Here is a 24,581-nt window from a genome sequence, read left to right as displayed (position 1 = left end):
TATCATTAATAAATGGCATTAATCAATGTAATAATTTCACTAGAAAACATCTATTAATGTATTTTTTACAAAAACAAAGTAAAACCTTAGACGAAACAAGCTGAATATAGGGTTATTAATTGGCATAAAAAATGCAATAAACCAAATACAGCTTAGAACCAAATGAGGATTCATGAGAAACCAAAGTATATTATCTATTGTTAACCTGATAAAAAGTGGAAATATTATTTACGAAAAAGCGATATCCAACATAAGAAGTGAAAAGATGGCAAAAAATCTTTTTGATATCTACACGGTAAAGAAATGTGCAGAGTTAAAGTTACAATCTTTAACTTACTACTCAAAAATACATCAAGAACAGATACCCGCTAGTTATACGATAAATGCCAGAGAGCGCTGTATTGAAGCGGAAGATACAAAAGGTAAAAACAATCAAGAGCTCTATTTAAAGCACCTAGAAGGTGTCGAGACAAAGATCATTTCCGACATTGAATCACTGCTAGAAACTAACCCTGATTTAGAAGGGAGAAGAAGATTAAAAGTGGTAAAAAATGAAATGGAATCATGTCGAGACCAAATACACAACATGCGTCAGAATTAGTTATTAGCGAATGATGGTTGGAAATCAGAATCAAAGAAAAGGCTTATTTTAATTATTATAAATCAACTGAAATTATAAATACTACTGAGATAAAAAGGAGTAATGATATGTTGTTTAAAAAGGACAATGATCCCCTTGAGGTAATTCACTATAAAGGCATAGAAAAAATACTATGTACATTGAAAGATCACTACTTCTCATGTGTTGACCTAATTGAACAGAAAGCACATGGGAACATTGCAAGAGCTGCAAATCGATTTATAAAAGTTGAACGTTCATTAATAAACGAAGTAAACACCAAGTTCTGCATTAACAATGAAGTTAATGACAATGACATATTGAGTCAGCCCCCTGCGTTAATTGTTAGTTATAACGATATGTACCAGAGTAATTTAAGCCTAATTTCTTACCTCAAAAACACTATTAGAAAGTTTAACAATCAACATATGTCTGCTTTTTTCTCCTATTGGGTTGCGGCGTTGCAAGTTGAAAATGATGAGATAGCAAAGCATTTGTAACAGATATAACCCATCTAAAATAGATACGATTAATTAACTTGAGAAGAGAATCAAAGCCTACAACACAATCATTAAACAGTGGGAATAATCTAGGTTTAATTCTGATCTAATTCTGACATCACTCAAAATAAAAAGCGTCGAGGCATATTGCCTTGACGCTTTTTTACGAGAGGGACCGCTATGTTATTCTAGGAAGCGTCATCGACAGCCCCAGTCATCATTCTAGACAGACTTTTACCGCCTTTGGGATCAAAATCAAGTGTTCTAATCGGAAACGGTATTGTCATTCCAGCCTCTGATAATGACTCTTTAACCGCTATAATACCGTCGTGCTTTGCGTCCATATAACCAAAACCTCCTGGGTACTCAATCCAAAACCAAACCAATAAGTTAACGCTACTATCAGAAAAGCTTGAAGCGTAAACCGTCGTATCTTCTTTCCGACTAACATAAGACTTTTGGTTTATCGCTTTGGTTATCACCTCAGCGGCTCTTTTGGGACAGTCTGCGTAGGAAATCCCCACAGGGATCTCGACCCTTCTTCGTCCTTTTCGACTGTAGTTCGTCAAAATATTTCGGAAAACCATCTTATTGGGAATCATGACGTGTTGACCAGAGAACGTTTCAACCAGTGTATTTCGTAAGTTTATTTTGACTATGGTACCCATGACATCGTTGGAACCAACAACATCGCCAATTTTAAAAGGTTTACGAATACTCATTGTAATACCTGAAATGAGGTTCTCAGTCATATCTTGAAAAGCAAAACCGATAGCTAAACCTAGAATACCGGCACCGGCAAGCAACGATGTAACCGTACCTTGGAGCCCAACAAAATCTAACGCGACAAAAAATCCAATAGTAACAATGGTAACCTTAACAATAGAAGCCAGTAAGTTAATGACTTCTTGAGAGTCGACAACTCTATTGCTCAATCTTTTAAACAACTTGCCGCTTATGTTGGCAACAAAGATAAAAATAAGAAACGTAACAAAAGCAACAATCAGGTTAGGGATAAGTTTAATTGCTTCAACTAACCAATGCTCTAACTTACCCTCTATCAGATGCTGAAACTTCTCTAAGTTAAAAGAGAGATTCATTTCCATGGTGTCTCCTTCTTATTCAATATGCGGATTATTCAATACATTCATGGAATACAAACCGTTAAGGCTTGCTTATCAATACTTATCTCCAGTGAATCAGCCAAATACGTCTCTCCATCAATCACGTATGAAATAGGTCGGTCAGAATCAATTTTAACGAGCTGTGCCGAAGCATAAGTAAAGTAACTAGCTTGTTCTTTCGCTCCGAGACTCGATAACAACAGATCAGATAGAGCGATAGCTCGTTTACTAAGTGAATTTGTGTTTTCCAAATAGGTAATATGCAGCTTCCCATCATCCGGCCTAGGAGGCTGTCCCCCTTGAGCAAGCACAGTACTAAAAGGGGAAGAGTTCGCCACGACCAAACTTTGTAGTTTCATACTTTGTGATGGTTGGTCATCGATTGAAATTTGAAAGTGTTGATTATCGTCGGTGATTACTGCATTGAAGAACCCAGTCAAATACGCGAATTGCCCTTTTTCATTTTTTTGTTCTCGATGTGCGTAATCGATCATCTGTTCTTCAAACCCAATACCAAGAAGCAGTAATATTGGTTGTTGATTACAGAACGCCAGATCGATTCTTTTTGAGTTGCCAGATAAAATAGCCTCACACGCTTTTTCAACAGGCGATATTTTCGAGGTCAATCCATAAAGCATATGACATAGAGCGTTCGCGGTACCCAAAGGTATAATCCCGAGTTGTGTATCAGTCTTCCTAACTTGCCTTGCGACTTCACTAACCGTCCCATCGCCACCTGCAACGATAATATGCGCAGTATTCCGGTCTTTGGCCTGCTTAGCTAATATTTCTGCTGATACTTCTTGGCTAGTAAGAAAAATATCTAAACTATACTTTCTCGTAAGTTCACGAATAACCTGTTGTTCATTCGCCAACCATTTACCACCACCTGCAACAGGGTTGGCAATAAGGCAAGCTTTATGGCCAAGAGTGAGCAAACCTTTATCACTGATTGCTTGAAGTGTTTTTAGTTGTAGATGGTTCAATTGGGCTGTACTTCGCACGTCGTTAATACTTTTCAAGACCTGCTCTACAGTAAGTGACGGATTTTTTGCTAAAAGATAGGCAGCTACGACAAAGACAGAACGTCCTCGACCGAGAGCACAATGCACAACAACCGATCTAGATTGATGGATTTGGGTATCGATCCAATTTATAGCATGTTTAAGCTTATGCATTTTAGGGACTTTATGATCAAGAACCGGGGTGTTTAAATAGCGAAATTGATCACCGGTCATTGCACTTTCTAAACCAGAAAACTCAGCTGTAACATCTACAATACAATGGATGTTTTGAGATTCTAAGAACGATAAATCTGAAGGGAACAAACGACGAGATACATATAAACCTTTTCCAACCTTCTGTATTGGTTCAACTTTATCTCTTTTAATTGCCCATGCATTGTACAGTCGAACACCTAAGAAGAATGGAATGAAGATCCATCTAATCCACCACACTATTTTCCCATCGCTAGTCTTCCTAAATATTGACGGCATATCGAAGATGTAGGCAACACTAACGATGAACATCGACAAACTACACCAGGCAAAAACACCACGGATTATTAGCTGTGGTATAAGAGCAGCAGCAAAAAAACAAGCTATAGCAAGAAGCATATAATATTTAATAATAAACATGTTACGCCTTAATTTATCCGTGAATTTAAATATATTTATCCGTAAATTTATCTATCTCTAAATTAAATAAAAGAAGGGCTCAAGAATGAGCCCTTAGCTTGATAACAAAGCAGTTTTATACTTATTTAAAGAATTTGATTACTTCGTGATTCAAGCAACCTCTTTTTCATATTTACGAGCTAATGTTTCTTTTTGTTCAGTATCTAAGACTCGACCTGCGGTTTGAAAAAAACGCTGCTCTTCTTCTTCTAAATGATGTTCAACCTTATCTTTTAATGTTTTCATTAAAACAAGCCAAGCTGGTGAAGACATCTCTGTATCATCGAGTTGAGCGAGTATTTTGTCGATTCCATGATGTTCAGCGATTCCATGTCTAGTCATGTCAATGGATTGATCACTCTCGATCAAAGGTGCATAAAAATGGCGCTCTTCTGCAATCGCATGCTTGGTTAACTCATCCTTAAGGTTAACATAGAGTTCTTGCCTAGCTTGTGTGTCTCCCGAAGTTTGGAGTAACGCATCCATCAAAAGTCGTTGCTTTTCATGACTGTCTTTGAGCACATCAAATATATTTTTCATGTCTAATTCCTACTTCATTGGTTTATTTTTATGAGGATTTTGGCATCTCATTGCACTCTAGATGACAGTTCTAGCAATCTTCATCTTTCGCATCTAAATGCTCTTTAATATTTTCACAGCTATCTTCTATTGCGTTTTGAGTATCCTCTACAGCCTCATCTACATTTTCCCCGGCTTGTTCCATCGGACCTTCATCACTACATGCCGCAAGTGCAAATGTAATACCCACAATAGTTAAAAAACGGTAAGCGTTCGATTTGATGTTCATATAAACTCCTAATGTTTGTTTTTATTCAGCAACATAATTACCACTGAAACCAGTAGTGATATTGCAAATATATAAAATATGATCTTTGCTACTGTCGCAGCAGCCCCAGCGATACCACTAAATCCCAATAGGGCGGCAATAATTGCGACAATAAAAAATATTAGCGACCAGCGAATCATCGTTATTCCCCAATTTTTAATAAATTACCAATTGTAGAGAGGTTAAATAATATTTAATTTATCCACCACTCTCTCTACATTCGGGGTATTATTTGCTATAGATAAAGCTAAGTCGTGTTCACTGCTTGATGAAACTGAACCTTTCAAGATAACCACACTGTTTTCGGTTTCAACTTGAATATCGCTACCACTAACATTGGTATTCATTAATAAACGAGTGATTACCAGTGTCTTTATGTGAGCATCAGTCAAAGCTTGTACGGCTGCGGGTGTTTTTTCTTTGTCTTCATCAATCACTGTAAGTTCGTTTTTTACAGACTTAACGTCATCTAGGCTTAGCACTAACTCTTCTGCCAAATCTTTCTCTGTTTCATTTTTAACCGAGCCAGTTAAAGTAACCACTCGATTTTTAACGTAGGTGTTGATGTCAAATGAGTTTAAATTAGTATTCAGTAATAAAGTCGTTTCTGCTTTTCCATCAATCCACGCATCGAAAGTTTCTTTTTCCCACATGCTATTAGCAAAAACAGTTGATGAAGAAGTTGCAATCAAAGTAGCTAATAATATTTTACTTGCAGTATTTCTCATTAATTATCTCCTCTAGTTAACTGACACTTGTACAATTGCAACCAGCATGCCAACTTTTTAACTGACTGAAAATAAAGGATTTACACTTTAATTTTGAAAATTTACCATTGGTAAAATAATCGGAGGTGTATTAATTACACGAGTATTTTGTAAAAATTATCATCAATGGAGATCCTAGAATAATTAATATCAATACTGTTAATTAGCTACTTCTACTATCAGTAATATTGTAACTACATTTAAAAGGTGGCGTATAGTAAATGATAGATTCGTATTTGAAGGACATTATGTTATTATCAAGGTCGTTTTCTGTCGTACAAAAAGAGAGTTAAATCATGTCATTACCGACACTTTTTATAGAGTTAAAAGATGAATTATTGCGGTCTAAAATAAACTCTCTAGATGAATTATCAAGCTTTGAAATAATTCAAAGTACTATGGATGTTCATTGGATTGACAAGCTACAACAACTGCAACCAGATACTGCTATTGTTGAAGTCTCTCGATTTACTAACGATGATTTTAAGTCCTTATCGAGTGCAACAGGGTTGGACGAAATGGACTTGATTATTATCAGTACAGGTACGCCAAACAAAAATTTAGACATGATGATGAACCATGGCGCAATCTTCCATTATAGAAAGCCCGTCGACATGCAAATATTGGAAGATACCCTTGCAGACTTCAGTCAATACTTCCTCCAGAAGCAGGAAGAAGGGCGTAAAGTGTCCACCAGCGATTTAGACCAGTTCGGTATGTTAGTCGGTTCTTCTAAGCCCATGCATAAGCTGTATCGAACTTTAAGAAGAGTCGCGAAGACTGACACCAATGTTTTGATTGTCGGCGAAAGTGGGGCAGGTAAAGAATTAGTCGCACAAACGATTCACCTTGCCAGTGATCGTAAAAACCAACCTTTTATTGCGATCAACTGCGGTGCTATCAGCCCTGAGTTAGTTGATAGTGAATTATTTGGTCATGAAAAAGGCGCTTTTACAGGGGCGAATCGCACACACCAAGGGGTGTTTAGGCAAGCAGAAGGTGGCACATTGTTTCTCGACGAAATCACCGAAATGCCACTTGAACACCAGGTCAAATTACTACGAGTTTTAGAAACAGGTGAATATCGCCCTGTAGGCAGTAATGCAACGAGTATCGCTAATACTCGAGTCATTGCAGCGACAAACCGAGATCCACAAGTCGCTATTGAAGAACAGTTTTTGAGAGAGGATCTCTATTTCAGGTTGGCTCACTTCCCCATACATGTCCCTCCATTGCGTGAAAGAGGCGACGACATCGTCGGCTTAGCAAAACATTTTATTGCTCATCGCAACGCAAATGAAACCACTGCGAAGACCATTTTCACATCAGCGCTTCAAAAAATATCAGCCCATGCATGGCCAGGGAATGTCAGGGAATTAAAACACTGTATTGAAAGAGCTTTTATATTGGCAGATGAGACGATTAAAGATGAACACCTAATTTTTGATACTCCTCCTTTAGAAACAGGGACTACCGTTGAGGATATGGTTCCGGCGGGTGTTTCTCTTGAGAAGATTGAGAAAGCGGCGATTATCAATACGCTCGAAGAAAATGAAGGCAACAAAAAGGAAACAGCACAAGACTTGGGAATCAGCATCAAAACGCTTTATAACAAGCTCGATAAGTATCAAGAGTAGTAATACTCATATCTGATGTTGCTGTGTGATCAAAATAGATACAGGCGATCGTTAATTTGCAGTTGATGTTTTGCTTTTCCATGAAAATTTAACAGTGGAGGGTGAACCCTCCACTGTTAAATTTTATGCTGCATTCACCGATGTCTCGGTTCTTTTATCTTGGTCAAAGAATTCTTCATGCAACGCGCAAATCGCTTGTTGATACTTGTCATCACTCACAACAAATTGCACATTTACGTTTCTCATAGACGAATGTAATGCAATAGGCGTAACACTATGGTTCATCAAAGCCAATACACCATTAGCGAGCGTTTTATTGGTATCAATTTGAGAACCGATCGCTGAGATTATAGCGACCATTCGACCTGAAATAGATGCCTGAGGGTAACGTTTCTCAGCCTTATAAGACACCTTGTTTAAACTCTCGGTGCTACCACCTAGATAATAGGTAATAGAATTGGCGTTCATCTCTTTACCAATAAGGTTCACTCTAGCATCTGCGATAATCTCCATTAACTCATAACTAACATTGTCCGCCTTACCGACCATTCCCTGGTCAAAAACATGTAACGCATATACCTTCTGTTTTCCGGCAATGATCTCAATGTGATTAGTGTCTGGTCGGTAATCAGAAGAAATCAGTGTTCCCTCATGTTCTGGCTCGAAAGTGTTTTTGATTTGCAGTTCTATGCCACTTTCTCGTAACCCAGCAGCCGCATTAGAGTGAATAGCTTCCATACCAAGGTTAGCCAGTTGATCGGCAACATCATAATTGGTTGCCCCAATCGGTTTAACTGAACCTACACCAACGACTTTTGGGTCAGCCGAACTAAAATGATACTCCTTATGGATGATCGCCAATGATGCCTCAGTAATAGTAGCGATACGACTAAACGTCATCTCACTGTAACCACGATCATAAGTATGCATCAAACCTTCTTTGCAATATGCATAACCAGTTACTATGGGAAGCTCCTCAGTAACATCAATGTCAGAGAAAGCCTCTCTAATGGTATCGTCCAAACTTTGAGGGGTTTTGTTGTCCCAACCAGAAAGGTCAACAAAGGTCGAGTTTATACCAATGTTTTTTAATTTAAGAGCCGTGTTGTATGCACTATGAGACTCTCCAATTGAAGAAAGAAACTCTCTAATCTGTGGTAAATAATGTCTCAGTGAAAACTGTCCGTATTGACACGTTTCAAGAATGTTAGTGATACAGTTTTTAGCTTCTGAAATACGAGACCGGATGAACTTATCAGCTCTCATACGATTCATTGGATCCGCAAAAATATGCTCATTGGTCAATAGCATGCGGCGTTCAATATAAGATAGAGCATCCTTCCACGAATCGTCACGCATCGCTATCAATTGATAGATACCAGGCTTACCTGTTTTTTTACATTCCAACAATGCATCCGTCATACCGCTGTATGCGGACACAACAAAGATTCGGTTATACGGATTTTGAGGGCGGAGAATAATATTGTCGAGCACAGCATCAAATGCTGTCATTGATGTACCGCCGATTTTTTCTACGGTAAATGTCATAAAAGACCTTTTGTTCTTGAAGAGATTAAAGACGAAATAATAGGGAGCGGGGTGAGATATCACCCCTGAAGATATGGGTTAATCAACGAGTGGATAAACGCCGTTTTCATCGTGTACTTCAGCGCCAGTAATTGGTGGGTTAAACACACAAGCCATTGTCATTTCTTTGTTTTTATATGCGCGTAAATAATGCTCGTCATTCTTATCTAGGATGTACAGCGTACCGGGTTTGATTGGGTAAGTTTTACCACCAACGACTTCAATCTCTCCTTCACCACTCATACAAAACACAGACTCCAAGTGGTTTTGGTAATGGATATGTGTTTCTGTCGCTTCGTAAATTGTTGTGATATGAAAAGAAAATCCCATATTGTCATCTTTCAATAACATGCGAGTACTTTCCCAGTTATCCGATACAATACGTCTTTCACTATTACGACATTCATCAAGTGTTCTAACAATCATTTTACTCTCCCTATTACGATGCTTTCTTGAAATGCTTGGTTGCTACCACTTCAACTGAGTCTTCGAACATAGTTAAACCTTGCATCAATTCCGATTCTGAAATGGTTAATGGACAAAAGAACTTCAAGATTTCATCGTTTGGACCTGCGGTCTCAATTACCATGCCCTTGTCAAAACACACTTTTGCAATCTCATCAGCTGTGTTCCCATCTTTACATTCAATGCCAATCATCATTCCGCGTCCCTTGCGTTGAACAAATAGCTCAGGGAAACGCTTGAGATTGCGTTGAATGACATCATCGACCATGCTTGAGCTACGTTGAATATGATTTTCAAAATCATCATTTGACCAATACATTTCTAACGCTTTCGCAGCAGTAATGAACGCATGGTTGTTACCACGGAAGGTGCCGTTGTGTTCTCCCGGCTCCCACTTGTCTAGTTCAGGTTTTAATAAAACCACAGCCATCGGTAAGCCATAACCACTTATCGACTTAGATAGCGTAACGATATCTGGTTTTATACCTGAAGGTTCAAAGCTAAAAAACGTTCCTGTTCGACCACAACCGGCTTGAATATCATCCACAATAAGTAGGATATCGTGGGCTTTACAGATTTTGCTTAACTTCTGTAGCCACTCATTTGAAGCGACATTTAACCCACCTTCACCCTGAACCGTTTCCAATAAAACGGCAGCAGGTTTATCCATACCAGCGGAATTATCGGTTAACATCGTTTCAAATAATTTTAAACCATCGATTCCAGCGTAACCTTCAAATGGCAAACGCGTAACGTTGTTGAGATTTGAGCCCGCACCTTGCCTGTGGTGTTGGTTGCCTGTAGCAGCCAATGCACCCGCCGTACAACCATGAAAACCATTGGTAAATGCAACAATACTGCTTCGACTTTTTACTTTTTTCGCCAACTTAATCGCTGCCTCAACCGCATTTGTTCCTGTCGGGCCGGTAAATTGAACTTTGTAATCTAATGCTCGAGGTTCCAAAATAAAGCGACTAAGAGCTTCTAGGAATTCAGCTTTGGCTTCTGAATGCATATCCAAGCCATGTGTAATTCCATCCATTTCAATATACTCAAGTAAAGCTTGCTTAAGTATTGGATTGTTATGACCGTAATTGAGAGATCCTGCTCCAGCAAGAAAATCGAGGTAACGATCACCTTGTTTTGTTTCAAGCCAGCAGCCTTTTGATTTAGCAAAAGTGACTGGAAAACTATTCGAGTATGAACGTACGTTAGATTCCTGCTTTTTAAAAATATCCATGATAAGGCCGTTATTTGATTCCTATAAGTTAATGATTATTTAAGGGGTATTCGATACAAATACTCAGTATCGTGCAGCCCTTTAAAATGAACATTTTCATCTAAGAAAGTGGTCACTTTTCCAGTGCTACTATTTTTTGCGTCTAGCTTTTTAAAGAGTGCCCAAGACGCTTGATTTGACTTAGTAATGGTTGTTTCAATAGCTTCTATACTCTTCAGCCACTCTCGACGAAGTAAGCTGTTCAACATCTTGTAAGCTAAAGAGTGACCTCTAAATCGAGGGGCAACTGCAACTTGCCAAATAAAGAGAACATTAGGCTCACTCGGTTTTTGATAACTCGAGATAAAGCCCGCAAGCTCACCTTTGTTCTCAACCAAAATACAAGTTTTACTAAAGTGAGTGGATTGCAAAAAATTGCAATATGACGAGTTGGTGTCTAGTGGCGGACATTCTGAAATCAGTCGATAAATGTCGTTGCCATCTGAAGCTTTGGGCTCGCGAAAACTCCATTCTTCACTCGTTTTTTCTATCACTTCTGGACACAACACCCAAGGCGCTGATGTAATCATACCGAGAAATTCCTTTGAACTCTAATTAAATTCCTTTTTATTATGAGCATTTACCCCCTACTAAGATCAACACCTTAACTTTAAAAAACAAAAATTAGTGATCAGTATCACATTTAATAGCGGTCAGCATGAATTAAATAATACTTTGAGTTCTAATGTATTTGATCGGTGGAGATCTTAAGAAAATGTCTTTAACCGAATAAGCGTCAAAAGAAGGTTAGAGTCATTAGTAAATTATGTGCTCAGATTGCCAATCAAGCGGCATAAATCACCAACACTCTCAGTGTTGAACATTCTATCGAGTAGATAACAACGCTTCGAATGGCAGTGACTCGCTATCCACTATTAAAATATCGGCCTCAAAAACAAAAAAACCTAGCGAGAGCTCGCTAGGTTTCTTATCTAACATATCGATGAATAATGAACTCAGAGGAAACGAGTCCAGAAATATCAGCTTGGAAAAGGTTTACTTCAAGGGATCATTATCAGGCAAAGCGTTGTGTATCCATAACGCTAGGCGCTTCTTAATATTTGCACCATCCAACTTACTGTCTGGTAACGGAGTGATTTGATTTACTTCAACAAGAAATAGATAAACAGCCTTAACCTTGATTGGTTGAGATGAGTTCGGCAAATCGAAACCTTGCAACTTTGCCATTTTAAAACCGACTTCTAGAGCCTTCTTAACCAGCTTATCTTCATTCATGATCTTCGCGGTTTTCGACATATCATCTCCATCATCTTCGTAGATTGAACCTTGAGTATACCAAACTGAATCTAAGACAAGATTACCGCGCTCTCAATTCGAACACTCTCTTTGATAAATGACATTAAACGAATTTCAGCCCCTAAATAGATACCTGCCTAATTGACATGTACAGGGCGGAAATCAATACGCAAACGGTCTCTTAACAGAACACTCAATAAATGAGATCTTAAGTCAAAAAACAAAAAGTCGAATAATATTTGACTTAGTATTCCAAAGAATACGGAATATTATGATGTTCATTTTGAAAGTTAAAATTCAATAAAAGATCAATAAACTGCTGTTATTTAACTGGTTTAATACTAATTCGACTTAGATCATATTTACAACCAATTGTAACCAATTGTTATTTACAAAATACTCACTAAGAAAATAGAATAAAACCACTAATTTTATACTGGTGTTGAAAATGCGTTACCTCTGGGCTTCATTCTGTCATAAAAATCCAATTCCGGGTCGAATTGTTCATATCCTTGTTATGTTGATAGCGCTAGCTTCTATCACCATTCCATTGATTTCAAAAGACGCCACAACCATCTTAACTTCACTGTGTGCTGCTCTAGTCTGTTTCGTCGTTTTTGTCTTCTTTGCGCTCGCCGACAAAATGCGCTCAGGCATGCATTAATCAACCAATCAGTTCTCTATCACCAAGCATTCTCTTTTTAAAAATTCATTATAAAATGCTGGTTACCAAATACGGAAAAGCCCAAAGTTATTAGCTTTGGGCTTTTCTTCTATAGCGAATTCTTACATATTCCAAATAGCCTGTAGTTAGAAATTACAGCTATCAATCAGGCATTACCACAATACCCATGGTTTCAAGCAGTTGCTCTTGCTGCCAAGCAACGATTTTAATCCCCGATGTGTCTACCTTGCGAGGATCTAACCCTTCTAATTCAGCATGGCATAAATTAGCACCTTGCATACTAAATTGCCCCCATACATCTTCCGAGAACACGCCTCGGCTAAGATCGGACTCTTTTAGTGACGCTCCGCCAAGGTAAGTACCTATCCAGCGGTTTTCAAATAACTCACACTTCTCTAAACAAGCTTGCTCCAAGTTGGCGTATGACAGGTTACAGCCCGTAATATACGCGGAGCAAAAATACATTCTATTGCTTACCTGGTTGGCAAAGTTAGCACGAGTAAAGTTCGCCCCTTTCAGGTCACAATCACGTAACTCAATACCGTAGCAATTCGCGTTGCTAAAATTCGCCATCGCCAACTGACAGTTCTGAAAACTTGCATCACGCAAATCTGCAACATCGAAGTGGCATCCCTCAATATCGCCTTGCTCAATAAACTTACAGTTAATAAACGTTGCATCACGTAAGTTCGAACGTCTGAAATCACAACGGATAAACGTACAGGCTGTAAATGTAAGCTCTGATAAGTCTTGCTGAGCAAAACTGTGGTGATGATAAGTGCTGTTATTGGTGTCCATTTAGCCCCCTAAAGAAATTACGCTAAGACTACCATTGCGATCTCAAGAAAACACCAAATTAAAAACCAACAAAAACAGCAACTTAAAACACCCCGATTTGGTCATTTTAAGGCACCAAACAAGCTCTTTAAGGTTGTTATTTTCGTTTTATAGCATGCGCTTATCTTGAAAAAAGTTTTGTCGCTTAGAAGGGGTCATAGAGAAAAATCACTTTGACGAAACGAGTCAATTATTGACCGTGCCCTAACGCGCTAGACTGGACGGTTGGTATGTTGCTCGTTACACTATTCCTCATTCTCAGCATAAAGAGTAAGAACAATGAAAGACATGCGACAAGCTATGCTCGATGCAGGATTTAGCCTTATTAATGAACACGGGTTTGCTGGTGTTGGCCTGATGAAGATCATCAACCAAGCGGAAGGCACGAAGGGTTCTTTTTACCACTACTTTAAATCCAAAGAGCACTTTGGTGAGATCCTTCTTACTAACTACTTTGATGAGCATCTCGCTAAGCTGGATGACTTTTTAAGTGATGAATCGCTTTCTCGTCGTGATCGCGTTAAAGCCTATTTCGAGTTTTGGTGTGCATCGAAACTGACTGAAGACTTCAATATCCAATGTCTTGTCGTAAAACTGGCGGGAGAAGTAGCTGGATCTGAAAACCCGTTGCAATCGACCATGGCTGAAGGCGCGGAAAAGATCATCTTGCGTATGGCGAAGCTGTTTGAAGAAGGCAATGAGGCCGGTGATTTCACTATCGCAGAGCCAGAATCGCTATCTCGAACGCTTTATGGTTTATGGCTTGGCTCAACGCTCATGGCCGCCATGCAGCGTAACCGTTCGATTCTAAACAATGCCATGGAAGAGACTCTTCTCGCCATGAGCCCAGCCCAAGAATCGGCTGACTAGATACCCGTTACCAAATACCAAATACCAAATACCAAATACCAAAAGGCTCGCACAATTTAGCGAGCCTTTTATCTAACTTTAAATCTAGATTGAATCCATTCACGCTTACTCCGTTACCCCAGACGAGACGGGATATTATTGGCTTTGAATAAGTCCTTAATAACAGGGTCGATATGCTTGAAGAAGCTCAGCCAACCTTCACAGAGATAATTTAACCCCGCCTCACCATCTCGGCTTGTGATGATACGGTTTTTGGGGCATTCGCCATGACATGCAAATTTAAACTCACAGGCTTGGCATTGTTTCGGCAGAGACTTCTGTTTGGCGAACCCAAAACTCTGCTGCTTTGGCGAAAAGGCTAAAGTTGAAAGTGCTTGTTCCTGAATATTATCCAGCTGAAATTCAGGAAATACATAATGGTCACATGAGTACACATCGCCATTGGGCTCAACCGCTAACCCTTTGCCGCAGATCTCACTCAGCGTGCACATGGTGCTTTCTCTGCCCATCCATACACCGACAAAATTTTCAAAGTACGGCACTAACACTCGACCAAAATCGTGTTCAAACCACTCATCAAAAACGGTAGTGAGGAATTGTCCCCATTGCGCAGAGCCGACACTCCACGGTTCAACCTCGCCTGATACGGGAATGATCGCTTGTTGGTTGCTCAACCATTTATTGTTGGTGTGAGCTTCGCGCTTATCGACGACAGGAATAAACTGCAATTGCTTCGAACCCACTTCATCGCGTAGAAAGCGATAGACCTCTAATGGATACTTACCTGTCACATCATTCACGCAGCTTAGAGTCGCGAACTCGACGTTATGTTGTTTCAAGTAGCGAATGCCACGCATTGTTTGAGAAAAAGTGCCTTTGCCTGCACGGTTGGTCCGGTAGTGATTGTGTAAGTGCTCTGGGCCGTCAATGCTCACACCAATGATAAAGTCATTGTTCTTGAAGAACTCACACCACGTATCATTCAGTAACGTGCCGTTGGTTTGAAGGTCATTGCTGATCTTGCTGTAGCTAGGACAATATTTTTTCTGCAGCTCGACGACCTTTTTAAAGTACTCAAGCCCCAACAAGGTCGGCTCTCCACCATGCCAAGAAAAGATGATTTCAGGCGTATTCTGCCCTTCTATATATTGCTTGATATAACGCTCTAACAGGACTTCATCCATCGTATATTGAGAGCCTTTTGGATATTCAAGCAGCTGTTGTTTTTCTAAGTAATAACAGTAGGTGCAACTGATATTACACACCGCCCCAATCGGTTTTGCTAACGCTTGAAGCTTGCTGTGTGCTTTACCATTGAACTGCGGAACTGAACTCAAATTTGATAGCGATAATGTCGTCATGAAGAGTGCCTCGATGTAAAAGTTATTGTATTAGCCAAAACAATTCGTAATTCCTTTACACGGTGTTCATCGGCCAACCAAGCTTGATGGCATTAGGTTGGCCGAGTGGTTTTTCCTCTATTTCACGTTTTCAAACGGGTTCCACGCTTCGTCAACCGGGACGATATTTTGCGCTTTTTCGTATTCTTGATATTCAGCGACCATTTCAAGGAACAGATCTGGCATTTCATTTCTCAAGTCATGTTGCTCAGCTGGATCTTTCTTGGTGTTGTATAAGTGCCACTCACTGTCACCGCCCATTCCCGTAGAAATTCGGATGATCTTATGATCACCTTTAAGCAGAATTCCGCTACCAAACAATTCAAATGGAATCGCATTATCGGCACTGTGCACGTCTGCCGTTTCCCCTTTGAAGTAAGGCAACAAGCTCACATCACTCATCGGCGCTACTTCTCGACCTTGATATTCCGTTCCTGGATGCTCTACCTCTGCAATCTCAAGAATCGTGGCTGCAATGTCTTTCACTTGTGATAAGTCATCTGTTTGAGTTCCCGGCTGTAACGCATCTTCACCTTCTAGAAGCGCTTTGGCTGGCTTAACGATAAACGGCACACGGATACCGCCCTCTGCTGTGTAAGCTTTGTACCAAGATAGGCCACCGGTTGAAGCGCTTGCCCACTCAGGGCCAAGTGACACACTGGAGTTCGCCTTGCCCAAGTTTTCAGTCGAATTATCAAAATGATGAGCAGTCCACGTTCGGATCAAATCACTGATATTTTCACCGGTAATATCCGCCGCTTCTGGGCCGTTATCCGCTAGGTACATGATGTAAGTATTGTCGTATTCCCCGATTTCTTTCAGGTAATCAACTATCTGACCGACTTGTTGGTCCTGCATTTCCATCATGCCCATCGCGACAGCCATTTTCTTTCCGTACCACTTTTGTTCTTTCTCAGAGAGCGAGTCCCAAGGTCGGCTTAATGCGTTACGATCTGAAATATCGGCGTCTTTTGGAATCACACCCATCTCTTTCATGCGTTGGAAACGATCTTCTCGAACCGAGTCCCAACCATGTTCAACGTAGTAATCGACTTTATCTTGATAAGCAGACTCAGGCGCTTGCAGTGGCAGGTGAATACCGGTGAATGGGACGTAAGCGAAGAAAGGCTTACCGTCGTCTTTTTTGCTGTCGATCATCTTGATGATCTCGTTGGTGTAAACTTGGTCTGAGTATTCGCCTTTGTATTTATCCTCAACCACTTCACCGTTGCGGTAAGTTGGCTCAACTTCGACGCCGGGAATATCGCCTTTTTGCAGCGCATCCGCTGTCGCAGCGTTTTTGGCCGGGAACATCATATCTCGGTTAAAGTGATTCGAACCGCCCGCTAAAATACCGTAACTCTCACCAAAACCTCGATCATCAAGTAAGAAGCCATCCTCGTGTCCTAAATGCCATTTACCAGAGAGGTAAGTGTTATAGCCGCTCTCTTCAAGCAGCGTTGCGACCGTAACACCTTTCTTGGTGAGATAACCTTCATAACCCGGCTTACCAATCGCGCCCGGATAGACGGCATAGTCGAAGGTGCCTAGCCCAACCTCATGGCTGTTTGCTCCGGTTAGCATCATAGAGCGCGTTACCGATGAGGTTGGTGACGCGTGAAAGTTAGTAAACTTAACCCCCTCTTCGGCTAACGCCATCAGGTTTGGGGTATCCGCTTCAGAGCCATAAGGCTGTGTATCGGCAAAGCCCACATCATCACCAACAATAACAACAATATTCGGCTTTTCTGATTCAGCCGCAAGAGCTGCACTGCTTACCGCCGCCATTGCCGTGAACACTAAAGATTTCTTGAATGTCTGCATAAGACGTTCTCCAATTTCTGTGATTAACTTGTTTCAGTAATTAACTTTTCTGCGAGTAACTTTTTCTGTGAGTAACCTGAGTTAAGATTTGAATTAATGCGCGGCTTGCGACATCCAATGTAATAAGTCGAGCGCAGGGTCATACTCTTGAGCTGCTGCCATGCCAATCCAGGTGACAGCCTCCGCTTGGCTGGCTTGAACGCCACTTCCAGAGATATACATCAACCCAAGCTGTGTTTGAGCTTCAGGGCTACCGTTATTGGCTGCGGTGACGAACCACTCCGCGGCTTTTTCATCATTCTGTTCTACGCCCTCTCCGCTCAGATATAAGTAAGCGACAGAGAGCTGGGCATCCAATTGCCCTTGGTAAGCCTCATCCAACAATTGCACGACATCTTGATGCTGCTGCACTTGATCCATGGTGGCTTCATTCTCAAAGCTCTCGCTTCCAAAGCTTGCCTTAGCAAAAAACAGAACAACCAAAACACCCGCCAAAATCACGGTAGTTAAACGTTTATTGAGCATTTATTTCCTCCTCGGGAATAAAGGTCACAACGTCCCTGTCGAATGAATTAGGTGAAAAGTAGGAATGGCGCGATGATGCACAAGCTTGATAGCAATACGTTTTCGATTTTCATAATTGGCTCTCGAGTAATAGTTGTGAGTGAATCAGGGACTGAACTAAATGGTCATAAGATTCAGTCGATTAAGACAGAGACTTAAATCGCTTTCTCAATGATGGTTTCAATCGTCTGTTTCGAGATTGGGTAGAACTGAAAACAGATGTCTTTTTCAATCGCTTCTGCAATGTTGCTCTTCTCTTGCTCATCAAAATCCCAGCTGCTGAAACGCTTCATCGCACCCACACTGGTTTGGAAGTTGTTTAAAAAATCCAACACTCTCTGGTAAACCATCTCATCGGTTCCAGTAGTGTCGACAGAGAAAGCTTGAGCTAACTTCGCCGCATTCGGCATATAGAATTCAGGCAGCGCTTCAATCACAACCGACATCAGTACCGTGTTGGCATCGCCATGTGGAATGTGGCTAATCGCACCAAAGGCATGAGCACAGTTGTGAATCGGAATACCGCCCAAAGACGAATAGAAAGCAGAGATCGCCATAGTGCTTGCTTGAAGAAGGTTGCCACGCGCGGTTAGGTTTTCTGGCTCTTTAAGTGCCAAGGGTAAGTTTTCAACAATCAGTTTTGCAGCCTGAATGCCGTAAGCGTCAGTGAATGCATTACTCATTGGCGAGACAATCGCTTCAACAGCGTGTGTTAACGCATCCATGGCTGTAGAACGAGTAAGGTGAGCTGGCAGCTTAGTGGTCACCGTTGGATCAAGGATCGCGATATCGGCTTCCAATCCAGACGCGACTAGACTTGCTTTGATGTTTTCATGTTCATTGTAAAAAACAGCAATCGGAGAGGCTTCTGCGCCCGTACCAGCCGTTGTCGGAACCGCAATGTGGGGCACTCGAATATCTTCATTGTTTGGCCACACATCCATATGACCACCACCCGCAATCACGGTGCGAATGTCATCTATCTGCTTATGAAATGCGTATTTCACACCTTTAGACGCATCAATTACGCTGCCGCCGCCAACAGACAAGATCGCATCAGCATTGACGCTGTTTGCAAACTCAATGGCCGCGTTGATGTTGTCGCAAGTCGCGTCTGGCGCGATATCGGTGTAAACGCCAACAAGCTGAACCGCTTGTTGGTTCGCTTCCTGATTCCCATTCTGGTTTACAAACAACGCCGAGAACTGCTCAACAAAGCCAAGAGACTCCAAACCTTTATCAGAAAAGAGCACGACTCTTTGCGCACCTAAGCGACCAAACAAAGAAGGGATATTTTCAATACCGTTCTCTTGAGCATGAACAATGGTTTTAAGTTGAAAGTCAAAATTATTGGTTGTCATGGTGTTTACCTCATTTCTAGTTGATGACTAAACAATAACCAAAACAAACCGGTCGGTCTAGAGCGTAAATGTCAAAGATATGTCAATTAAGATCTTTATGGATCATTGCCCCAAAACGAAAAAAGCCCGCAAATGCGGGCTGTAATCATAAGTAAGCTATTGATCATTAAAGAAGTGTCATTGACTCACCCTGAGCAACTCACAAACGGTTAACGATTAACGAAGGTGAGCTGGGACCTTACTCTTATCTCTAGTGAGGTAGTAGTACAGATAAACCAAAGAATAAACGGTCACAAATCCATCGAGCGCAAACACGCCGCTCCAGCCATAGAACCACTCATAATCGTTGATACACACGTTGTATAAGAAGATGCCAACAAACATCGACTTCTCAAATGCGCTGTAAATCATGGTTGAGGTACGCAGCGATTTGTACTTCGCCGAGAACATCAACAACACACCAATACAGCCAACCACCACACCCCAGTGTTGATAAGTACCGAGCAAATACTCTTTGTTTTCCATCATGGTATCGTTGTATGAGAACAGCGTCTGCATACTCCAATCAGGTGCGAGGAAAGTGGAAAAAGCCGTCGCCGTTAAGAAACCGGTAACCATCAAATACGATTTGATCATACGTTCAAAAAAACGTTCCAACATAAAAGTAACCTCTTAAAATAATTTCGTGAAAATAACTTTTTGGAAAATAAACAGTGTCATACCAACAATGATTTACTGGCCAAGCATGCCCATCACTGCTGTTTTTAATTCGTTGTCTTCTTTTGAAAACAGATGCTTAACTCGATGATCTAAACCCGTTTCCAAGACTGTTTTGGCGTGGGAGAAAGTAAGGAAACCTTCTTTGCCGTGATAGTTGCCCTGACCTGATTCACCAATGCCACCAAACGGCGCGTCATCAACCGCTAAATGAAAAACACAGTCATTGATACACATGCCACCGGAGTGAACTTGGTGCTTAACCTGAGCCTGTAAGCTCAAATCAAAGCTCATTAGGTAGAGTGCTAACGGCCTTGGTTTGCTATTGATGACTTGAAACGCCTCTTCGACATTGCGATACGTAATCAAGGGTAATAATGGGCCGAAAATCTCTTCGTTCATCATCTTGGATGACAGGCTTGGTTCAACGATCAAATGTGTCACCAAGCGATGAGTATCTAGGTCCATCGCTTCGTCATGGCAAGCCACGATTCGTGTCTCTGCTTGCTGTTCTTCATTCAACAAGCCGACAATACGATCGCATTGACGAGGATTGATTAGGGACGTCAAACTCTCGGAATAGACCCCTTCATCGAACAGCAATTGGTACTGTTTTTTATACTCTTGAATGAAAGGTTCAACTTTTCCTTCAGGCAACAATACATAGTCAGGGGCCACACACACCTGCCCGTTATTGAGGCTCTTACCATAAATGATTCGCTCAACCGCGATATCAATTGGCGACCCACTTGGGTTGACCCTGTAAATAGAAGATGATCAAACGGCAACGCCGAAAATGCGGCTGCGATTTCTACCTCACCTTCAACCAAGCACACCTCATCGGCATGGAAAACTTCCGCCAATAGCGCTGTTAATACTTGGTTCGTCGCTGGGGTAAATTCGCTCATCTTGATCATGGCGCGATTTCCCGCAGCCAGCGCCGAAATAAGTGGGCCGACGGATAACATGATCGGGAAATTCCACGGAGCAATAATCCCGACGACGCCTTTGGGTTGATAAACCACTTCAACACGAGAGGTTGAAAGCAATGGGCCGGAATGACGAATCGAAGATGTCGACCAATGAGGTAAACACTCAATGCTGTGATCAATATTTCCGATACAAGGCAATATGTCAGCCATCAAAGTGTCTTGTCGGCTGCGGTGACCATAGTCCTCACTCACGGCTACACACAAACGATCTGTGTAATCGATTAGCGCAGATTTAAGTGCGAGCAGCTGCTCAATTCTCTCCGATATCGCTGGCATCGGTTTCTGTGCAAAAGCTCCCTGCATGCTGTTCAACGTCATGGTCATTTGTGTTGGCGTCAATTCGTGTTTCATACATCACCTCGTGGTTAAGATGAGCACACAATAATACACAACAGACCGGTCTAGTGTTTTATTGTCAGAGAATAGTCAATGGAGTTTTGATGACAATCCAATGAGGCGGCTACAAACGGGGCAAAAAGTCAGGGGAATTTAAAATAAGAAAGCGTAACTAACACACAGGGTAAATAGAGATTTTAAATGGCAAGATCAAAAATGGCCGCTTAATGCGACCATTTAATAATTACTTAAGTTATTGTTCTAAAAAAACAATTTAAAATTAACGTTAACTCTTGGCTACGTTTGCAATGCCTTCAAGCTGAAGTACTGGAGCGGCGTCGATGTCTTCTGCGTTCATCATTGATGATACTCGCTGCATTGAAGAAAGCAGTAAGCTTTGCTCCCACGGCTCTAGGTTTTGGAATTTTTTAACGAAGTTATCTTGCAGCGGTGGCGGCGCATTGTTTAGCAACTCTTGACCTTTTTCAGTCAGGTTTGCGTGTACTTTGCGTCGGTCTGACGAGCTGCGAACACGTTGTACATAGCCATTCAGTTCCAAGCGATCGATGATCGTGGTTGTGGTGGCTTGGCTTACATTGGTGTGATTAGACAATTCTTTGATCGTCACATTACCCATTTCTTGGATTGCTCTCATTAAGATTAATTGAGGGCCAGTCAAACCATACTCTTTACTCAGCTTTTTCGAGTGTAAATCGATAGCGCGAATAATTTGGCGAATAGCGACCAGGATTTCGTCATGTTTGTCCAAGATGCAGACCTTTGTACTAATATACTGTGAATGGTTTTACAGCGTCGAAGCGATGAAATATCCTGATTATTTACGTCAGGTGAGCTCGAATTACACTGTAAATTGATAAATTACTTCATTGATTTTTCCGCATTGTACTGATGTTCATACTATTCTCAATCTTTTCTACACCACTAAACTTGCGTGGTACGGCACTTTTGCTTAATGAAGGGAAATGAAAGCTTCAATGAAGACAAAAATAATGAACCAGAGAATACAAACTCAAAGAATAATATATTTTAATAATCATAGAGGTAAAGAGACTTAACCCTCTCCACCTAATAAAAAACCAGCCCTAATCGCCAAGCTGGAAAACGAAATTTTACGCGGCTGTATTCATCTGAAAATTACCCGTTAGTGCGTTGTAAAACTCGCTGTTATCCAGAATACCGACCAGTTGATTGTCTTCCACCAGCAAAATCGGGTGGTTACTGATCTGCTTGAGCTTAATCGCATCACGCATGCCAATTTCCGGACTTGCCACGACCACACTCGACGCGCTGATCGCGGTTAGGTCGTCAGACTCGCTCCACTCGACAAGCGCCAAAGCAGATTCACCTTTCACAGATAAAGCACCTTCATTCTGTTCAATCCAGAGATCTTTAGAATCGCAGATCTTCCAGCTTTCATTCTCTTGCGTCAGTGAATCAAGAGGCTGCATCAAAGAGCGACCTTTAAGCACATTCAATGGATTGGTGTGTGCAACGAAGTCTTTTACGTATTCTGTTTTTGGCGTCAATACGATCTCTTCAGGCTTACCGTGTTGAATCAGCTTTCCTGACTCCATGATCGCGATGTTGTTACCAATCTTCAGTGCTTCATCTAGGTCGTGACTCACGAACAGAATCGTTTTGTTGAGTTTGCTTTGCAGTGTGATCAGTTCATCTTGCAACTGAGCACGAATCAGTGGATCAAGCGCCGAAAACGGTTCATCCATCAACAGAATGTCGGTGTCCATTGCAAACGCGCGCGCCAAACCAACACGTTGCTGCATGCCGCCAGAAAGCTCATGTGGAAATTTGGTTTCCCATTCCGCCAGGCCGACCATTTCTAATTGCTCACGCGCTTTTGCACGACGAACATCTTTCGCTACACCCTGCATTTCAAGACCAAACGCTACGTTGTCTAATACATTAAGCCATGGCATCAAAGCAAACTTTTGGAAAACCATGGATACACGGTGAGTACGAAGATGACGCAGAGTCGCTTCATCACACTGTGCTAAATCGACTTGTTGGTCACCGTCTTTGATTGTCAGTGAACCACGGCTGATCTCGTTCAAGCCGTTAACTGCGCGAAGCAAAGATGATTTACCAGAACCAGACAAACCCATCAATACACAGATCTCGCCTTCTTCAACGGTCAGCGACACATTATCTACGCCAACCACTTGGCCAGTCTCATCAATGATCTCTTGGCGAGTTTTACCTTGGTCGAGTAGCTCAAGCGCTTGTTTCGATTTATTACCAAACACAACATCGAGATTCTTAATGGTAATCGCGTCCATTGTCTTTTTTTCCTGAGAGTTAGACATGATTAAGCTTCCTTCTGGTTTGGTGTTTTGCACAAGCGGTCAAGGATGATTGCGACTAATACAATCGCTAATCCAGCTTCAAAACCTTGTGAGATGTTCACTGTGTTCAATGCACGAACAACAGGTTTACCAAGTCCGTCAGCACCGACAAGAGCGGCGATAACCACCATCGAAAGCGACAACATAATACATTGAGTTACACCCGCCATAATGCTTGGTAAGGCAGCCGGTAATTCCACTTTCATCAGCAATTTCATGCGGCTCGCACCAAACGCTTTACCCGCTTCAATCAACTCTTCAGGCACTTTAGTGACGCCTAAGTAGGTTAAACGAATCGGTGCAGCTATCGCGAAAATAATGGTAGAGATTAAGCCAGGAACAATACCCAAGCCGAATAGAACCAGAGTTGGAATCAGATAAACGAAAGTTGGGACTGTCTGCATCAAATCAAGGATTGGACGCAAAACTGTATAGAGCCAAGGACGGTGAGCAGCCATGATGCCAACCGGTACGCCAATTAATACGGAAATCGTTGTCGCTGCAAACACGAGGACAAAGGTTTCCAGCATTTCTTGCCAGTAGCCAAGGTTTAAAATAGTCAGCAAAGCTGCAACCACGAAAATCACAAGCGAGGGTTTACGGTGTAAATACCATGCAATCGCCGCGGTCATCACGATTGGTAAAGCCGGTGGCATCCACTTAAATACATCGACTAAAAACATAATGACGGTTTCTAGAAAAATCGAAATAGCGTCAAAGAATCCTGCTGCATTGATTGTTAGCCAATCAACACCCGCTTCCATCCATTGACCAACAGGGATTTTGTTTTCCGTAATAAAATTCACAATATTGCCTTTTATTATGGGTGGGCTACTTCAAACCAATAGACAATTGG

Annotated in this window: 25 protein-coding genes and 1 pseudogene; 5 read left to right on the top strand and 21 right to left on the bottom strand. The window is 41.4% G+C overall.

Annotated features, from left to right (window positions below; all coding sequences use genetic code 11):
* Window positions 1–172 precede the first annotated feature (172 nt).
* Together AB4185_RS19945 and AB4185_RS19940 are read left to right on the top strand one after the other, a co-directional pair.
* Window positions 173–601: a DUF2383 domain-containing protein gene (locus AB4185_RS19945; protein ID WP_010431941.1), complete on the top strand. Its 429-nt coding sequence runs from the start codon at window positions 173–175 to the stop codon at window positions 599–601.
* Between the two features lie 107 nt (window positions 602–708).
* Complete coding sequence (locus AB4185_RS19940; protein ID WP_010431943.1) at window positions 709–1,119, top strand: hypothetical protein; 411 nt, start codon at window positions 709–711, stop codon at window positions 1,117–1,119.
* A gap of 188 nt (window positions 1,120–1,307) precedes the next feature.
* Here the strand turns inward: AB4185_RS19940 and AB4185_RS19935 are convergent, their stop codons facing one another.
* The 6 genes from AB4185_RS19935 to AB4185_RS19910 form a co-directional block, all read right to left on the bottom strand.
* On the bottom strand, window positions 1,308–2,225 hold the full coding sequence (locus tag AB4185_RS19935) for a mechanosensitive ion channel family protein (protein WP_016797856.1): 918 nt from the start codon (window positions 2,223–2,225) through the stop codon (window positions 1,308–1,310).
* 41 nt (window positions 2,226–2,266) lie between these two features.
* On the bottom strand, window positions 2,267–3,880 hold the full coding sequence (locus AB4185_RS19930) for a diacylglycerol kinase family protein (RefSeq protein WP_017065852.1): 1,614 nt from the start codon (window positions 3,878–3,880) through the stop codon (window positions 2,267–2,269).
* A 150-nt stretch (window positions 3,881–4,030) separates the two neighbouring features.
* Window positions 4,031–4,459 carry a hemerythrin domain-containing protein gene (locus tag AB4185_RS19925; RefSeq protein WP_010431952.1) on the bottom strand — a complete coding sequence of 143 codons (429 nt, stop codon included), beginning with the start codon at window positions 4,457–4,459 and terminating at the stop codon, window positions 4,031–4,033.
* A 70-nt stretch (window positions 4,460–4,529) separates the two neighbouring features.
* Entirely contained in the window at window positions 4,530–4,727 is a 198-nt protein-coding gene (locus tag AB4185_RS19920) for a hypothetical protein (RefSeq protein WP_010431955.1), read from the bottom strand.
* 8 nt (window positions 4,728–4,735) lie between these two features.
* Window positions 4,736–4,906, bottom strand: a complete 171-nt coding sequence (locus AB4185_RS19915; protein ID WP_010431958.1) for a DUF1328 domain-containing protein — start codon at window positions 4,904–4,906, stop codon at window positions 4,736–4,738.
* 42 nt (window positions 4,907–4,948) lie between these two features.
* A complete protein-coding gene (locus AB4185_RS19910) occupies window positions 4,949–5,494 on the bottom strand; it encodes a BON domain-containing protein (RefSeq protein ID WP_017065851.1) in 546 nt (181 codons plus the stop codon).
* A 335-nt stretch (window positions 5,495–5,829) separates the two neighbouring features.
* Here AB4185_RS19910 and AB4185_RS19905 point away from each other — a divergent pair, with 335 nt between their 5' ends.
* Window positions 5,830–7,170: a sigma-54-dependent Fis family transcriptional regulator gene (locus AB4185_RS19905; protein WP_010431963.1), complete on the top strand. Its 1,341-nt coding sequence runs from the start codon at window positions 5,830–5,832 to the stop codon at window positions 7,168–7,170.
* A gap of 123 nt (window positions 7,171–7,293) precedes the next feature.
* Here the strand turns inward: AB4185_RS19905 and AB4185_RS19900 are convergent, their stop codons facing one another.
* From AB4185_RS19900 to AB4185_RS19880, 5 genes are all read right to left on the bottom strand, one after another.
* Complete coding sequence (locus AB4185_RS19900; protein ID WP_017065849.1) at window positions 7,294–8,718, bottom strand: aspartate kinase; 1,425 nt, start codon at window positions 8,716–8,718, stop codon at window positions 7,294–7,296.
* A 78-nt stretch (window positions 8,719–8,796) separates the two neighbouring features.
* Complete coding sequence (locus AB4185_RS19895; protein ID WP_010431969.1) at window positions 8,797–9,183, bottom strand: ectoine synthase; 387 nt, start codon at window positions 9,181–9,183, stop codon at window positions 8,797–8,799.
* 13 nt (window positions 9,184–9,196) lie between these two features.
* Window positions 9,197–10,462, bottom strand: a complete 1,266-nt coding sequence (gene ectB / locus AB4185_RS19890; RefSeq protein WP_372110430.1) for a diaminobutyrate--2-oxoglutarate transaminase — start codon at window positions 10,460–10,462, stop codon at window positions 9,197–9,199.
* Between the two features lie 35 nt (window positions 10,463–10,497).
* The gene (ectA, locus tag AB4185_RS19885) at window positions 10,498–11,031 is read right to left on the bottom strand and encodes a diaminobutyrate acetyltransferase (RefSeq protein ID WP_010431975.1); all 534 of its coding nucleotides are present in this window, start codon (window positions 11,029–11,031) and stop codon (window positions 10,498–10,500) included.
* A 466-nt stretch (window positions 11,032–11,497) separates the two neighbouring features.
* Window positions 11,498–11,758, bottom strand: coding sequence for a DUF5062 family protein (locus AB4185_RS19880; protein WP_017072477.1), 261 nt, complete (start codon window positions 11,756–11,758; stop codon window positions 11,498–11,500).
* A 448-nt stretch (window positions 11,759–12,206) separates the two neighbouring features.
* Between AB4185_RS19880 and AB4185_RS19875 the strand changes: the two genes are divergently transcribed.
* Window positions 12,207–12,422 carry a hypothetical protein gene (locus AB4185_RS19875; protein ID WP_029235681.1) on the top strand — a complete coding sequence of 72 codons (216 nt, stop codon included), beginning with the start codon at window positions 12,207–12,209 and terminating at the stop codon, window positions 12,420–12,422.
* A gap of 162 nt (window positions 12,423–12,584) precedes the next feature.
* On the opposite strand, the gene AB4185_RS19870 is transcribed toward AB4185_RS19875, so the two are convergent.
* On the bottom strand, window positions 12,585–13,241 hold the full coding sequence (locus AB4185_RS19870) for a QnrS family quinolone resistance pentapeptide repeat protein (RefSeq protein WP_372135833.1): 657 nt from the start codon (window positions 13,239–13,241) through the stop codon (window positions 12,585–12,587).
* 318 nt (window positions 13,242–13,559) lie between these two features.
* Between AB4185_RS19870 and AB4185_RS19865 the strand changes: the two genes are divergently transcribed.
* Complete coding sequence (locus AB4185_RS19865) at window positions 13,560–14,150, top strand: TetR/AcrR family transcriptional regulator (RefSeq protein WP_017061080.1); 591 nt, start codon at window positions 13,560–13,562, stop codon at window positions 14,148–14,150.
* A 113-nt stretch (window positions 14,151–14,263) separates the two neighbouring features.
* Here AB4185_RS19865 and AB4185_RS19860 read toward each other — a convergent pair whose 3' ends face one another.
* From AB4185_RS19860 to choW, 9 genes and pseudogenes are all read right to left on the bottom strand, one after another.
* On the bottom strand, window positions 14,264–15,511 hold the full coding sequence (locus tag AB4185_RS19860; RefSeq protein ID WP_372135832.1) for an anaerobic sulfatase maturase: 1,248 nt from the start codon (window positions 15,509–15,511) through the stop codon (window positions 14,264–14,266).
* Between the two features lie 117 nt (window positions 15,512–15,628).
* Window positions 15,629–17,374 (bottom strand): arylsulfatase, encoded by a 1,746-nt coding sequence (locus AB4185_RS19855; RefSeq protein ID WP_372135831.1) that lies wholly within the window; start codon window positions 17,372–17,374, stop codon window positions 15,629–15,631.
* 93 nt (window positions 17,375–17,467) lie between these two features.
* Window positions 17,468–17,899, bottom strand: coding sequence for a tetratricopeptide repeat protein (locus AB4185_RS19850; RefSeq protein ID WP_372135830.1), 432 nt, complete (start codon window positions 17,897–17,899; stop codon window positions 17,468–17,470).
* Window positions 17,900–18,093: 194 nt separating this feature from the next.
* Complete coding sequence (locus tag AB4185_RS19845; RefSeq protein WP_372135829.1) at window positions 18,094–19,299, bottom strand: iron-containing alcohol dehydrogenase; 1,206 nt, start codon at window positions 19,297–19,299, stop codon at window positions 18,094–18,096.
* A 216-nt stretch (window positions 19,300–19,515) separates the two neighbouring features.
* Complete coding sequence (locus AB4185_RS19840; RefSeq protein WP_372135828.1) at window positions 19,516–19,959, bottom strand: hypothetical protein; 444 nt, start codon at window positions 19,957–19,959, stop codon at window positions 19,516–19,518.
* Window positions 19,960–20,031: 72 nt separating this feature from the next.
* Window positions 20,032–21,359: pseudogene (locus tag AB4185_RS19835) on the bottom strand (aldehyde dehydrogenase family protein).
* Between the two features lie 271 nt (window positions 21,360–21,630).
* Complete coding sequence (locus tag AB4185_RS19830; RefSeq protein WP_017061075.1) at window positions 21,631–22,113, bottom strand: MarR family winged helix-turn-helix transcriptional regulator; 483 nt, start codon at window positions 22,111–22,113, stop codon at window positions 21,631–21,633.
* A 361-nt stretch (window positions 22,114–22,474) separates the two neighbouring features.
* Window positions 22,475–23,686, bottom strand: a complete 1,212-nt coding sequence (gene choV / locus AB4185_RS19825) for a choline ABC transporter ATP-binding protein (RefSeq protein WP_372135827.1) — start codon at window positions 23,684–23,686, stop codon at window positions 22,475–22,477.
* Between the two features lie 2 nt (window positions 23,687–23,688).
* Window positions 23,689–24,531, bottom strand: coding sequence for a choline ABC transporter permease subunit (choW, locus tag AB4185_RS19820; RefSeq protein WP_009845976.1), 843 nt, complete (start codon window positions 24,529–24,531; stop codon window positions 23,689–23,691).
* Window positions 24,532–24,581: the final 50 nt, after the last annotated feature.

Source organism: Vibrio sp. 10N.286.48.F5 (assembly GCF_041469785.1).
Taxonomy (GTDB): domain Bacteria; phylum Pseudomonadota; class Gammaproteobacteria; order Enterobacterales; family Vibrionaceae; genus Vibrio; species Vibrio crassostreae_C.
Note: the sequence above shows the minus strand (reverse complement) of the source record. Positions and strands in the feature narration are given on the sequence as shown.

Coding starts and splice junctions, on each gene's coding strand:
- AB4185_RS19855 (WP_372135831.1), bottom strand. CDS start 17,374: ATGCAGACATTCAAGAAATCTTTAGTGTTCACGGCAATGGCGGCGGTA.
- AB4185_RS19860 (WP_372135832.1), bottom strand. CDS start 15,511: ATGACGACATTATCGCTATCAAATTTGAGTTCAGTTCCGCAGTTCAAT.
- AB4185_RS19910 (WP_017065851.1), bottom strand. CDS start 5,494: ATGAGAAATACTGCAAGTAAAATATTATTAGCTACTTTGATTGCAACT.
- AB4185_RS19900 (WP_017065849.1), bottom strand. CDS start 8,718: ATGACATTTACCGTAGAAAAAATCGGCGGTACATCAATGACAGCATTT.
- AB4185_RS19945 (WP_010431941.1), top strand. CDS start 173: ATGAGAAACCAAAGTATATTATCTATTGTTAACCTGATAAAAAGTGGA.
- AB4185_RS19925 (WP_010431952.1), bottom strand. CDS start 4,459: ATGAAAAATATATTTGATGTGCTCAAAGACAGTCATGAAAAGCAACGA.
- AB4185_RS19930 (WP_017065852.1), bottom strand. CDS start 3,880: ATGTTTATTATTAAATATTATATGCTTCTTGCTATAGCTTGTTTTTTT.
- AB4185_RS19940 (WP_010431943.1), top strand. CDS start 709: ATGTTGTTTAAAAAGGACAATGATCCCCTTGAGGTAATTCACTATAAA.
- ectB (WP_372110430.1), bottom strand. CDS start 10,462: ATGGATATTTTTAAAAAGCAGGAATCTAACGTACGTTCATACTCGAAT.
- AB4185_RS19870 (WP_372135833.1), bottom strand. CDS start 13,241: ATGGACACCAATAACAGCACTTATCATCACCACAGTTTTGCTCAGCAA.
- choV (WP_372135827.1), bottom strand. CDS start 23,686: ATGTCTAACTCTCAGGAAAAAAAGACAATGGACGCGATTACCATTAAG.
- AB4185_RS19920 (WP_010431955.1), bottom strand. CDS start 4,727: ATGAACATCAAATCGAACGCTTACCGTTTTTTAACTATTGTGGGTATT.
- AB4185_RS19895 (WP_010431969.1), bottom strand. CDS start 9,183: ATGATTGTTAGAACACTTGATGAATGTCGTAATAGTGAAAGACGTATT.
- AB4185_RS19935 (WP_016797856.1), bottom strand. CDS start 2,225: ATGGAAATGAATCTCTCTTTTAACTTAGAGAAGTTTCAGCATCTGATA.
- AB4185_RS19840 (WP_372135828.1), bottom strand. CDS start 19,959: ATGTTGGAACGTTTTTTTGAACGTATGATCAAATCGTATTTGATGGTT.
- AB4185_RS19865 (WP_017061080.1), top strand. CDS start 13,560: ATGAAAGACATGCGACAAGCTATGCTCGATGCAGGATTTAGCCTTATT.
- ectA (WP_010431975.1), bottom strand. CDS start 11,031: ATGATTACATCAGCGCCTTGGGTGTTGTGTCCAGAAGTGATAGAAAAA.
- AB4185_RS19905 (WP_010431963.1), top strand. CDS start 5,830: ATGTCATTACCGACACTTTTTATAGAGTTAAAAGATGAATTATTGCGG.
- AB4185_RS19845 (WP_372135829.1), bottom strand. CDS start 19,299: ATGACAACCAATAATTTTGACTTTCAACTTAAAACCATTGTTCATGCT.
- AB4185_RS19875 (WP_029235681.1), top strand. CDS start 12,207: ATGCGTTACCTCTGGGCTTCATTCTGTCATAAAAATCCAATTCCGGGT.
- AB4185_RS19850 (WP_372135830.1), bottom strand. CDS start 17,899: ATGCTCAATAAACGTTTAACTACCGTGATTTTGGCGGGTGTTTTGGTT.
- AB4185_RS19915 (WP_010431958.1), bottom strand. CDS start 4,906: ATGATTCGCTGGTCGCTAATATTTTTTATTGTCGCAATTATTGCCGCC.
- AB4185_RS19880 (WP_017072477.1), bottom strand. CDS start 11,758: ATGTCGAAAACCGCGAAGATCATGAATGAAGATAAGCTGGTTAAGAAG.